Consider the following 13,074-nt stretch of genomic DNA (forward strand, 5'->3'; position numbering starts at 1 on the left):
TTTTTGATGAATTGAGAAATAATGCGGGCAACAGGATAACTCCACCGATCCATTATCCCTGATTTCCCTCCTCTGCAAGCTGTTTCGCTTTGGCCTCTGGATTGAAATCTAACCCTGCATTCCACTTCAACGCCTTGCGAAACGTCGCCACTGCCGCATCGACCTGACCCGCTCTAGCTTGCGTCTCCCCTTCCCGAACTAAAACCAGCGCCGCTTCTGCCAAATTGGATGGCGTTTGACAAGTCTCTAACGTTTCCAATTCGCTGGGATGGGTAGCGAGATAATCCGCAAGCCAATCACACCCCCACTCCAGCAAGTCATCCAAACTTCCCACACGCCACACCCGGGCAGTGTTGTCCTCTGAGGCGGTGACGATGCTCTCCCCGTCCGGGCTGAAACTAGCGCTGGTGAAGCGACTCTGCTGCCCGATGAGTTCCGCCACTAGCTGGCCACGGAGGTCCCACACCCGGGCGGTGTTGTCATTTGAGGTGGTGAGGATGCGCTCCCCATCCGGGCTGAAACTGGCGCGGGTGAACCGACCCTGATGCCCAGTGAGTTCTACCACTAGCTGGCCACGGAGGTCCCACACCCGGGGGATATTGTCCAGTGAATCTGTGAGGATGCGCTCCCCATCCGGGCTGAAACTGGCATCCCAGACTCGATCCTGATGCCCGATGAGTTCCGCCACTAGCTGGCCATTGCGGTCCCATACTCGGGCGGTGTTGTCCCAGGAGGCGGTGAGGATGCGCTTCCCATCCGGGCTGAAACTCGCGCGGGTGACTAGACCCTGATGCCCGATGAGTTCCGCCACTAGCTGGCCACGGAGGTCCCACACCCGGGCGGTGTTGTCCCAGGAGGCGGTGAGGATGCGCTTCCCATCCGGGCTGAAACTGGTGCTCGTGATAAAATTCTGATGTCCGGTGAGTTCCGCCAGGAGTTGGCCACGCAGGTCCCACACCCGGGCGGTATTGTCCGAGGAGGCGGTGAGGATGCGTTCCCCATCCGGACTGAAACTCGCATCCCAGACTCGACCCTGATGCCCGGTGAGTTCCGCCAGAAGTTGGCCACGCAGGTCCCATACCCGGGCGGTATTATCATCTGAGGCGGTGAGGATGCGCTTCCCATCCGGGCTGAAGCTGGCGCGGGTCACTAGACCCTCATGGCCGGTGAGTTCCGCCACCAGCTTGCCGCTGCGGTCCCACACTCGGGCGGTATTGTCCTCTGAGGCGGTGAGGATGCTCTCCCCATCCGGGCTGAAACTCGCGCTTCTGAGCCAACCCTGATGCCCGTTGAGTTCCGCCAGAAGTTGGCCACGCAGGTCCCACACCCGGGCGGTATTGTCCTCTGAGGCGGTGAGGATGCTCTCCCCATCCGGACTGAAACTAGCATGATGAACTGGACCCTGATTCCCGATGAGTTCCGCCACTAGCGGGCCACGCAGGTCCCACACCCGGGCGGTATTGCCCTCTAAGGTGACGATGCTCTCCCCATCCGGGCTGAAACTCGCGCTTCTGAGCCAACCCTGATGCCCGTTGAGTTCCGCCAGAAGTTGGCCATTTATGTCCCATACCCGGGCAGTTTTGTCCCAGGATGCAGTTAGGATGAGCTCCCCATCCGGGCTGAAATTGGCGCTGGTGACCCAACCCTGATGCCCGCTGAGTTCCGCCAGGAATTTGCCATTGCGGTCCCACACCCCGACGGTATTGTCATCTGAGGCGGTGAGGATGCGCTCCCCATCCAGGCTGAAACTGGCGTTGGTGACCCAACCCTGATGCCCGCTGAGTTCCGCCACTACCTGGCCACCGAGGTCCCACAACCGGGCGGTGTTGTCCTCTGAGGCGGTGAGGATGCGCTCCCCATCCGGGCTGAAACTGGCACTTCTGACCCAACCTTGATGCCCAGTGAGTTCTGCCAGGAGTTTCCCGCTGCTGTCCCACACCTGGGCAGTATTGTTCCAAGAAGCGGTGAGAATGCGCTCCCCATCCGGGCTGAAACTGGCACTGGTGACTGGACCCTTGTGTCCGGTGAGTTCTGCGATTAGCTGGCCATTGCGGTCCCATACTCGGGCGGTTGTGTCATCTGAGGCTGTGAGGAGGCGCTCCCCATCCGGGCTGAAACTCGCGCTGGTAACTGGACCCTTGTGCCCGGTGAGTTCTGCGATTAGCTGGCCATTGCGGTCCCATACTCGGGCGGTTGTGTCATCTGAGGCTGTGAGGAGGCGCTCCCCATCCGGGCTGAAACTCGCGCTGGTAACTGGACCCTGATGCCCGGTGAGTTCCGCCAGGAGTTGGCCACTGCGGTCCCACACGTGGGCGGTGTTGTTCCAGGAAGCGGTGACGATGCGCTCCCCGTCGGGGCTGAAATTGGCGCTGGTGACTTCATCCTGATGCTGTAGTTGATTGCGCTCTGAGATCTGGTTGAGGATAGTGTACAAGGCCAGCATTGGGGTTACAGTGGGATAATCTGAGAGAGAACGCTTATGCTTGACCAGCGCTTTTAACGCTTGCCCCGAACTCATAGCTGAGACTAATCGCTCAATTTGGGAAACTTCAATTTGTCCTAATGAAAACAACGCTTGACGTTCTAGTGTTGTCCCTTCTCGGGCTTCTTGAAGGGTTTGAGTGGCTTTGAGGGCGAAGCCTCCGGTGATTATTGCAGCAATTAAAGAGGCGGCAAAAATTCCTGTACCAAGGCGAATTTGCTGTTTTGCTTTCTGATTGGCTCCGGCTAAGATTTGCGTAGTCTTTCTTTCCCGTTTTAACTCTTCTTCTGTCTTTTGACGTTGTTTTCTTTCTCCTTCCAGTTCGGCCCTTAACCGTTCTAAGTGAGGCTGTTGTTGCTTGCGAATAAACTCCGCTAAGTAATCATGAACCAGTTGATAGCGTTCTGCGGGCTTTTCCTGGATTAGCAACACTAAACCGGAGTCTACAAAAATTTTCAACACCAAATCTAATTGGCTAACCTTTCCCGTCAAATCGGCGGCGAGTTCCTGTAACTCCCCCGCTATTTCCTCCCGCGTTTTCAGGGGACGAATGCCTTTTTCATCAGTCAACAAGTACAGAACAAATTCACCCATCTGCTGATTTTCCGGTCCACAGTCTTTCACCACGTCGGCTAAGTAGCGCTTGACGAATTCGGTTTTTGGTCCCCGTTTTTGATACTCGGCTAAGGTGGTAATATTTTCCGCTTGCAGTTGTGCACCGACGATTTGCAATTCAATCGGACGCACGGCATCGAGTTCATCGGCTAAGTCCTGAACTAATGCCTGAGTTAACTCATCGGACAAGCAAAATTGGGTTTTTTCCGTTAAACTTTGGATGATTTTTTCGGCATCTGGGGGGGAAAAGTTGCCGAGGGGATAGCGGACTTTGCGGGCTAGGATATCATTGTTGATAGTTTTCATGCTTTCTAGCCGATCGCACTCTAGCAATTCATGCAAATAATCCTCTCGCAGGGATAGGATAACTTTGAGACTCGGAATCCTCAAGCAATCCCCTAAAAAATCAAAAAATTGCCGCCGTTCTCTGGGGGTGGCACAGGCAAAAAAGAATTCTTCAAATTGGTCAAAAATTAGGATAGAACGCCTATTTCGGCTTTCATTTTCCTGCAACTGTTCCAGGAACAATGCCAGTTGCCCTTCTCCCGGGACCGACCTAATTTTTACCCCTTTTTCTGCCAATGCCTCAGCCAAGCTACTGGCAAATTCTTCCCTCCAGTTCGTATAAACTCGCACCGGAATCGGTAAATATTCCTGATATCCACTCAGTTGTTCCTTTAACTTGGGAATGATTCCCCCATTCACCAGGGAGCTTTTTCCCACACCGGATTGTCCATGAATCACCAGGATTCGGGAATCATTCTTGCCAATTTCTTCGACAATTTTTTCCACATCCCACATCCGCCCAGAAGCGGCTATTTCCGGGGCCACGGATTGCCGTTTATCCACAGGAGTTAGACCAAAATTCTCCTGCCGTTGCGGTTGAATCCAACAAGCCCCGACAAAGGCTCTTAATCCATATTGTTGCTCAATGGAGTAGCGGTTGAGTTTGAGTTCAAAGGCTTCTAAATATTGTTTTTGTTGAAAATACAAGTCTTGTAACTGACAGAGAATCTCCAGATAAAGCTGGGTATCATGCTCAGGACTTCCTATTTGTTTTGCAGCCTCTAAATGACCGATCGCCACTTCTGGATGATTTAACTTCTGCTCGGCTTGGGCTAGAATAAAATAATAGCGACTAGCATCAAAACCCAGGGCAATTTCTCCCGGCGGTTCCTCCATCTCCATCGGAGGATTTGAATCGGAAAATCCCGGAACTGCCACTAAAATTTCTAGGGCTTTTTCCGCTAATTCTTGAGCCTCGGTCCAATTGGATTGGGATAAAGCCACTTCCGCTAAAAACCCATAATCTCGGGCCGTTTCTATGGGCTGATTTTCCGTTTCATGGATGGATAAGGCATCGGTTGCCAGGGTTTGGAGGGTCTCCCACTCTCCCAACTGACGTAAGATTTGGCCGATACTTTCTAGGGAATTTGCGATTAAATCAGGGTTTTGGGTTTGTTCAAAGGTTGCTAAACAGTGGGCGACTGCTTCCCGAGTCGGTTGCCAATCCGAGGGGTTTAAATTGCGTTGTTGTCGGGCTTTGATATAATGGCAAACGGCAATTTGATGATAAACTTTCCCCAGGGGTTCTAACTGCTGAGATTTATCCCACCATTTCGCCGCTAGTTGATAATGGACGAGGGCCAAATCCGGTTGACCGAGGATGAATTGAACTGCCCCAAATAGAGTTTCTAAATGGGCATTCAGTTCTTCATCTAATCCCCCTTGGCTGATTAAATCCTGTTGCGCTGCTGCTAATTCTCCTTGCAATTTTTGAGCCGATTGGCGGTTGAGTTGCAGTGGATTGGCAAACCAATCTTGGGCGGTGGCGGTGACAAAAGTGGCGATCGCCTCTCGATTCATCGTCAATTGCACCGGAATCGCCCAACTCTCCAAATCCGGCGCAATTTGGCGGATTTTTTGCTGCACCTCATCATTCACCCACAGCACTAAGGGAAAATGAAACTGTTTCTGAAACTCCTCCCGGACTTGATTTGCCGAACTCAACAGAGAATTAATCTCCGTCACCGTTTCTAACCCAAACACCATCAACGCATCCGGTTGTTCCTCCCCCAATTCCGCCCGGATTCGGCTATGTAGCAATTGGTCCCCTGCTTTGACTTCAATGCAGCGAATTTCCACCTCACAAAGCTGTTGCAATCTCTGAACCAGACGCGATCGCAATTGGATATAATTACAACGGGCAATAAACAGCTTAAACTCCCCGCGAGATGCCTCCAATGCCCAAGCCAATCGGGTTAAAGCCTGCTCATTTTCCGCGCTGATGGGTTCCAGATTCACCGGGTCAGTCATGGCTACAGCACCCCCGCTTCAGCTATCATCGGATTCACATCAAACCACACTTGACCATCATCGCGATATTCAAATACAAAGCGACTTCTAATCAACTGTTGATAGCCGTTATCATCATTGACTTTTTGGCGAACTTTCACCTGACGCAATAACTCCCATTCCTGGTCAGAAATGGGCATCGTCATATCCTGTTTACAGGACTGAATCACCTTTTCTAAGGTTTGGCGATGGAGGGGAAATTTCATTTCTTCCATAATCCAGGTATTCAGCAATTTGAGTAAATCCCGAACATGACCCCCACTAATTTGGCAGAGGCGATCTAAAGTGTCGGGACTGTCAAAAATCAGGGGAATGGCATCTAACCGTTGTTGTTCATCTAAATCAGGAAAAGCGCGGGCGAGGACCATTTGCCGCAAGAGTGCCATCCCCCCTTGATGTTCCTTGCCATCCTGCGATCGCACCGGCACCATTGGCAACACTTTCGGGTCTTCAAATCGCTGAGTCAACATTCCATAACTATTGGAAAATTTCAGCGCCAAAGGCAGGGTATAAACCAGATGACAATTGAGCTTACTTAAATATTCCCCCTGGTCCACAAACAGATATTCTTGTTGCGGTTTTCCCCAGGGTTTCGGACTGTTATCCAGTCGGTCTAAATTGTCCACAATGGCAACTAATCCCTGTTTCCCTTGGGCTTTGAGTTCGTTGATAGCCGGTTCAATTAACTCCTGATTAATCGCATCCAGCAGTTGTTGTTTTTGGGGACCTAAAAACTGATTCAACTTTTGCCGCAAGGAGGAATCTTGTTTCACTTTGGCCGTAATTTCCCCAATTCCCAAGGACAAAGTAAAGTTGTCTCCTTGTCTGCTGGTTCCCACATCGCCAATTTTGGGAATTTTAGCTTTGATTCCCTGAATATCCGCATTCAGAACCCGTGACGCCTCTTGTAGCAAATCTTTGAGCTTGCTGGTTTTGGTGAGTTGAATTGTCTCTAAACTTTGGGAGATGCGAGAGGCGATCGCCAGCAACACATCCACAATATCCACATCGGTCAGTTCCAAGTCTTCACTGGAGGCAAAATACACCACATGAAACCCAGCCTTTTCCAGTTCCATTTTCAGCCGCAACAGTTCCGTAGATTTCCCGCAACCAATATGGCCGGTAAACAAGGCACAAGTCGGGCTATCCGGTTCAAAAAAGGTGATTTTTGTCTTAAGTTTATCGATAATTTCGCCGCCGCGAACCGTGGAAAAATCAATGTAATATTTCCGGTCCTGGGGGTCGGCACAAACCAGGGCGCGATCGGGTTTCGTCGCCCGATAAAAGTCACGGATATCAGGGGTCATGGTCATAATGGTGGTGGTTTTGCTGTGGGATGGGAGGGGAGATTCTCGGCAGTTTTGGGCGATCGGCTCATCATCGCCAGGACTCCGGGGGAACTGTTGTGTCTATTATCTAACAAAACGTCTAGATTGGGTAGCTTGTGGACTCGGTTGCTTGCAGGCGAAGGAGTCGTTATTTCATAATGATTGGAAAATACTATCCCTCTTCTGTCATGGTCAACAGATAGCGATCGCCGTATCTCTGATCGGGAGAGACCTAGGCGAATCGGATTATATTTTTGAGTTGCTATTAGGAAAAACCGTGGCGATCGCCCTTCCCTGTAAGAGTCCTATAATTCAGTCAAGACAAGGGTTTTCTTGGAGGAACAGAAGAGAAATATGCTAAACTATTACCAGGAAGAAACTAATCCAGAGGTGACAAATAAAATGTCGCAAAATATTATTCGGCTGAGTCAAGTAGTCCTACTGGGCTTCGGGGTCGTTCTTTTATTAATGATTAGCATCGGATTGGCAACTAAGTTGAGCATGGATAATTTAGCAGAAGCTATTAATTGGCAAACGCACACCTATGTAGTCAAGAGCCATTTGCAAAACATAGAAAAAGATTTACTGAACGCTGAAACAGGACAGCGAGGGTTTATCTTCACGGGTCAAGAAGATTTTTTAGAACCTTACAAATATGGGACGATTGGCCTCAATCAATCATTCAATGATACAAAAAATTTAATTCAAGATCACCCAGAGCAGGTTATGAGGCTGGAGGAAGTTGAAAGAAATGCCGAAGAAAAACTAGATGAATTAGCGTAAACTATCTCCCTGAAAAGGGCTGGCAAAGAAGCAGAACTAAGAGCTTTGGTGATGTCAGGCAAAGGCAAGATATTGATGGATAAAATCAGAGTTGAACTTACAGAAATGCTGAATGTAGAAGAGGAGCTACTGAGTCAACGAACAAAATTTGCAAAACAGTCGGAGCAATTATCGGCAGTTATTTCTATAGGAGGTACAGTTATTGCCGTAGTATTAAGTTCATTTATTGTCTTATTTATTTCCAATAAAGTTGTCCGACCCATCAATCAGGTAGCCAATACGCTCGCCAGTTGTTCTAGAGAGATTGCTACGACAGTTGAACAGCAGGAGCGCAGTGTCGTACAACAATCTACTTCTGTCAATCAAACTACTATCATAATGGATGACTTGGGTGATTCTTTCCAACAATTAGTCCATCAATCCCAATCTGCTGCTGAAGCCGCAGGACAAGCTTTAAGTATAAGTGAAGTCGGAAGCCTAGCAGTGGATGAAACCCTAGAATCAATGACAATATTGAAAGAAAAAGTCAGGGGTATCGCTGAACAAATTATGCGATTAAGCACAGAAATTAATCAGATTGGTAATATATCTGGTGTGGTGACCAATTTAGCAAATCAAACGAATATGCTGGCGCTAAATGCATCCGTAGAAGCTGTGCGAGCCGGAGAAAATGGCAAAGGTTTTGCTGTAATCGCCATAGAAATTCGTAAATTGGCCGATCAAAGTCAGAAATCTGCTGAGAAGATTAACAACCTGGTCATTGAGATCAAGAACGCCCTCGATTCCACCGTGACGGTGACAAATGAAGGCACTAAGACAGTAGAAGAAGGAAACAAAATTAGTCAAAAAACAACATCCGCTTTCCTCGAAGTAGCAAATGCTTTTAATACTGTGGTATTGAACACTCAACAAATTTCTCTAACGGCCCAACAACAAGCGGTTGCCATTCAACAAGTCGTTGATGCTATGAACATCCTCAACCAATCAGCCCAAGAAACCGCTAGTGGCATTACTCAAATGAAATTAGGCATTCAACAATTAAACCAATCTGCCCAAAATCTTAAGTTAATAGTTTAAAGAGAATCTCGTCTTGAATCATATTGATTAAGGGAGTTCAAAAAAATACAGTCGTCATACTTTAAGCGGGATTATAGATGATATCTACCAACCATTGGCCTAAGTGGGTTCGTTCTGGGGGCTTAATCTCAGGGGTGAAGATGCTTTATAATAGTCAGGTTGCACCTAAACGGAGAAGCTGTAACGAGGGAACCGGATCAAACCCTTGTTCAATCATTGTAGTCCGGGGGATTCACGAATTACCCCAAAGCATCACAGTCGGCAGAAAAAGGAGCTTTAACGGTGACCATTGTCATCATCATGGGAGTATCGGGTTCAGGGAAAAGCACCGTCGGGAAGCGTCTGGCAGAGGCGTTAGACTGGCAGTTTATGGATGCCGATGATTTACATTCCCCGGAAAATGTGGAGAAAATGAGTCAGGGAATCCCCTTGGATGAGAGCGATCGCCTCCCTTGGTTAATGGCAATGCGTCAACAAATCTCCGCTTGGTTACAGCAAGATAAAAATGTAGTGTTAGCTTGTTCGGCTTTGAAGCAATCTTATCGCGAAATTTTGGATTGTTCTTTGGAACCAATTAAGTTGGTTTATTTGAAGGGTTCCCAGGCAGTAATTCAGTCACGAATTCAGTCGCGAACCGACCATTTTATGCCAGCGGATTTGCTAAATAGTCAATTTGATGCCTTAGAAGAACCCACTCCCGAGGATGCGATTCATGTGGATGTGTCTTTACCCGTTTCTGAGTTGGTAGAACGGATTTCTAGTTTGGTGAAGGGGTCGGGATGAGGGATTTGGCTGGGGGATTTTGGGGACTTTATTAGTTTTTTGAGTTAGCCGGAGGCAGAGCCTCCAATTTGGCATTCCCAGGCAGAGCCAGGGAACGAGTTGCGTTGTCTCAATTGGGTTTTATGTATTAGCCTGCGTAGGCAGGCTTCGTCCGTATAGCCCCACCCTTTAGGGTGCGGGTTTTTATTCTTGCTTTTCTATCAAAAGAAAGAGGGCAAATCTCCATAATTTTGCTTCTCTAGAAATAGACTTCAGGGTAATCCTACCTAAAAGTTTGACGATTTTTTTGGAGACTCAATTTATGGATTTTTTATCTAAAAGTGACCTTAAAACTTTATTAGAGCATCACGAACAGCCTTCGGTTTCCCTTTATATGCCAACGGTGAAGGCGGGTTCGGAAACTCAGCAAAATCCGATTCGCTTTAAGAATTTAATGAAAGACGTTGAATCCAAGCTGGAAGAGATGGGGATTCGTCTCTCGGATGCGTCCGAATGGTTGGAACAAGCCAAAAAGCTGGATAGTTCCCAGTTTTGGGAACACCAAGAACTGGGTTTGGCGATTTTCATCTCGCCGACTGCCTTTCACTATTATTGCCTCCCGATTGAGGTGGATGAAATTGTGGTGGTGAGCGATCGCTTCCACCTGAAACCGCTACTCCCCTTGGTCAACAAAAATGGCCGCTATTTTATCTTAGCCCTCAGTCAAGAGAATGTCCGCCTGATTGAGGCGACCCAATTCAGTGCGCGGGAAATTCATGTGGAAAATATCCCCGATAATATTGACCAAGCCGTGATGTATGATGACTTCAGTAACACCCAATTCCGAGTGTTCACCTCTCGCGGTGGAACGAACAACCGGGCACCGGAAGTGGGGGCTTATCACGGACAGGGTAGCCCCGATGTGGATAAGATTTACCTGGATATTTTGCAATATTTTCATCAGGTGGATAAGGGAATTTTCGATCGCCTCAAGGATGAGAATGCACCCCTGGTTTTGGCCGGGGTGGAATATTTGATGCCGCTTTATCATGAGGCAAACTCTTATCCCCATTTGCTCTTTGATGGCATGGCAGGCAATCCAAAAATGCTCAAACCGGACGAATTGCAAACCCTCACTTGGGAGATTGTTCAGCCGTATTTTGAGCAGTCCTATACAGAAGCGGTACAACGCTACCAAGACCTCAGTGGTGCTCAACCGGACAAAACTGTGACTAAGCTGGAGGAGATTGTTTCTGCGGCCTATTATCAACGGTTGGATTCCCTGTTTGTGGCCTTAGATCAGCATCAATGGGGACAGTTTAATCCGGAAACCAATCAGGTAGAAATTCATGAAGAAGCTCAACCGGATGATGAGGATTTGTTAGACTTTGCGGCGGTTTATACGGCGATTAATGGGGGGACGGTGTATGTAGAACCCCAGGACAAAATGCCAGCAGAGGGTGCCGTTGCTGCGATCGCCCGCTTTTAAGCGACCCCCACCCCATCAGAATGGCGATCGGGGACGATACCCAATCCCGAAAAGATGAGATGCCTCAGATCCGCAGTCTGATTGGAGAACCCCGGTAAAGTCAATCAGAACTTCCAGGGGGTGAATCCAGTGTCTCCATTGCCTAGATAATAGAATGGTCCTTCCCTATCCGTGCAATGGAGACGAGAAACCCTTATGAATCGCCCTCTGAAGTTTTACGATGCTCAACAGCGTCCTTGGCCGAATTCACCCTTAGAGCAAACCAGTATTATCGGTCATACCACCCCCACCACAGTGCGCCTCTGGTTTCGGGTGGGTGAACCGGGGGAATACTGGTTGCTGGTTTCTTCCCGTCCCATTCCGACTCAGGGGATTCCTTTGTTGAGTTTAGGCGATCGCCGTGAGTACCAGTTACGCTTGACCACTCCGTCTCATACGGAAGAATTTTCCCCGGAAATTGTTCTCCCCCTCTCACTTACCCCGGAAACCGACCTCACCGGCGTCATGGAACTGATGAATCTCACGCCGGATACTCGCTATTACTATGCGTTATTTGACCCCAACCGGGATTCTCCCTGGGAGTTGGGACATGAGGAACTCCTGTGGTTTCAGACCTTTCCAGAACATCCGAAAACCATCAATTTTGGCATTTATAGTTGTCATATGCCTTATGAAGGGCGGCGTCTGGCCAATGTGGAGATGTGGGACCGCTTTAACGAGGAACTCTCCAAGGTGAATGCGCGATTTGTGTTAGCAACGGGAGATCAAGTCTATGTAGATGGCAACCCCGACTTGAGTATCTGGGAATGGTTGCGGAAGGTCAAATCCCAGAATCCGACTCGCGAGGATATGATTACTTGGTATCGGGATATTTATCGGGGATATTGGGGAATTCCCGAAGTGCAGCGCATTTATCGGAGATTTCCCACTTATATGATCTGGGATGATCATGAAATTGTCGATGGATGGGGGTCTTATACTCCAGATGAACTAGCGGGATTGCTAGATACCTCCTGGCAACTGCGAAATAAGTCGCAACAATTGCAGTTTGCTGATGAAATGTTTGAGGCGGCCCGACAGGTTTATTGGGAATATGAACATTCTCATAATCCTGAAACTGATTTTGCCAATAATCAGTTTGACTATGGATTTGATTGCGGACGTTGTGGGTTTTATGTCCTAGATATGCGCGGAAATCGCAATTATAATCGCGAACATCATCGGTCGTTAGGATTAAAACAGTGGAGTCGATTTGAAGCGTGGATTGCCAATGCGTATCAATCCGATTCCGAAGTTTTATTTATTGTATCTCCAGTACCCGTGGTTCATTTAAGTAGTTTTGTGATTAACAAAATTGACTTAAGTTTGTTTGGATATCAAGATGATCAACGGGACCATTGGGAACATCAAAGCAATTGGGATGAGCGAAATCATTTGTTAAAGTTAGTCTTTCAGCTTTCCCAAGAGATGCAGCGGCGTGTTATTTTTATTAGTGGGGATGTTCATATTGGGGCGGCGTTTAAACTGTCTCATCCCGATTTTCCTGGGGCCCAGGTTTTTCAGGTGACTTCCAGTGGGATTGCTTATGCTCATTTGAAGGGAATGGAACGGCGGATTTTAGAAATGTTAGTTAAACCGGAAGGAGATTTAGGCGATCGCCCGGAAAATCAACCCTATCATTTTGAGAATTTAGCAGTCTGTCGTTATAATAATTTTGGGATTCTTCGGGTTACGGAACAGGAAGCGGGAGGGATGGAAGTCTGCTTTGATTTGTACGGGGGAAATCGAGATGAAAAAGGGGAACTGTCTCTGTTGAAAACAACTATTATCCTGGCATAAATTGGGGACCCCACCCTAACCCTCCCCTTGCCAAGGGGAGGGGACCGGAGGTGGATTGAAAACGAGTATAAATCTGGCATCAATGGGGACCCCACCCTAACCCCCCCCTTGCCAAGGGGAGGGGACCGGAGGTGGATTGAAAACGAGTATAAATCTGGCATAAATTGGGGACCCCACCTTAACCCTCCCCTTGCCAAGGCTATGCTTTAGGGGATTCCAACAAATAAATCATCCTTGCTTTGATGCGATCGCACCTAACAAGGCTCTTTTAGCCCGCGCAGGCACCGCTTTGTCCGTGTAGCCCCAGGCTTGAGCCTGCGGGTTTTTTGAAGGTTTTATTTTTT

7 protein-coding genes and 1 pseudogene are annotated in these 13,074 nt (G+C 48.4%); 6 read left to right on the top strand and 2 right to left on the bottom strand.

Annotated features, from left to right (window positions below):
* Positions 1-52 precede the first annotated feature (52 nt).
* Both NG833_RS12575 and NG833_RS12580 read right to left on the bottom strand, forming a co-directional pair.
* The gene (locus NG833_RS12575; protein WP_254565632.1) at positions 53-5,413 is read right to left on the bottom strand and encodes a hypothetical protein; all 5,361 of its coding nucleotides are present in this window, start codon (positions 5,411-5,413) and stop codon (positions 53-55) included.
* 2 nt (positions 5,414-5,415) lie between these two features.
* On the bottom strand, positions 5,416-6,759 hold the full coding sequence (locus NG833_RS12580; protein ID WP_254565637.1) for a P-loop NTPase fold protein: 1,344 nt from the start codon (positions 6,757-6,759) through the stop codon (positions 5,416-5,418).
* Here NG833_RS12580 and NG833_RS12585 point away from each other — a divergent pair.
* From NG833_RS12585 to NG833_RS12610, 6 genes and pseudogenes are all read left to right on the top strand, one after another.
* Positions 6,758-7,141: a hypothetical protein gene (locus NG833_RS12585; RefSeq protein ID WP_254565633.1), complete on the top strand. Its 384-nt coding sequence runs from the start codon at positions 6,758-6,760 to the stop codon at positions 7,139-7,141. The genes NG833_RS12580 and NG833_RS12585 overlap by 2 nt on opposite strands.
* 140 nt (positions 7,142-7,281) lie before the next feature.
* Positions 7,282-7,698, top strand: a pseudogene (locus tag NG833_RS12590) (CHASE3 domain-containing protein); the annotation flags it as partial.
* A 369-nt stretch (positions 7,699-8,067) separates the two neighbouring features.
* The gene (locus tag NG833_RS12595; RefSeq protein ID WP_254565638.1) at positions 8,068-8,640 is read left to right on the top strand and encodes a methyl-accepting chemotaxis protein; all 573 of its coding nucleotides are present in this window, start codon (positions 8,068-8,070) and stop codon (positions 8,638-8,640) included.
* Between the two features lie 282 nt (positions 8,641-8,922).
* The gene (locus NG833_RS12600; RefSeq protein WP_254565634.1) at positions 8,923-9,423 is read left to right on the top strand and encodes a gluconokinase; all 501 of its coding nucleotides are present in this window, start codon (positions 8,923-8,925) and stop codon (positions 9,421-9,423) included.
* A gap of 301 nt (positions 9,424-9,724) precedes the next feature.
* Positions 9,725-10,891, top strand: coding sequence for a hypothetical protein (locus NG833_RS12605; RefSeq protein WP_254565635.1), 1,167 nt, complete (start codon positions 9,725-9,727; stop codon positions 10,889-10,891).
* Between the two features lie 195 nt (positions 10,892-11,086).
* Positions 11,087-12,730 (top strand): alkaline phosphatase D family protein, encoded by a 1,644-nt coding sequence (locus NG833_RS12610; protein ID WP_254565636.1) that lies wholly within the window; start codon positions 11,087-11,089, stop codon positions 12,728-12,730.
* Positions 12,731-13,074 lie beyond the last annotated feature (344 nt).

This window comes from Oscillatoria sp. HE19RPO, assembly GCF_024220515.1.
Taxonomy (GTDB): domain Bacteria; phylum Cyanobacteriota; class Cyanobacteriia; order Cyanobacteriales; family Laspinemataceae; genus Laspinema.

Coding starts and splice junctions, on each gene's coding strand:
- NG833_RS12610 (WP_254565636.1), top strand. CDS start 11,087: ATGAATCGCCCTCTGAAGTTTTACGATGCTCAACAGCGTCCTTGGCCG.
- NG833_RS12580 (WP_254565637.1), bottom strand. CDS start 6,759: ATGACCCCTGATATCCGTGACTTTTATCGGGCGACGAAACCCGATCGC.
- NG833_RS12605 (WP_254565635.1), top strand. CDS start 9,725: ATGGATTTTTTATCTAAAAGTGACCTTAAAACTTTATTAGAGCATCAC.
- NG833_RS12575 (WP_254565632.1), bottom strand. CDS start 5,413: ATGACTGACCCGGTGAATCTGGAACCCATCAGCGCGGAAAATGAGCAG.
- NG833_RS12585 (WP_254565633.1), top strand. CDS start 6,758: ATGGTCATAATGGTGGTGGTTTTGCTGTGGGATGGGAGGGGAGATTCT.
- NG833_RS12595 (WP_254565638.1), top strand. CDS start 8,068: ATGACAATATTGAAAGAAAAAGTCAGGGGTATCGCTGAACAAATTATG.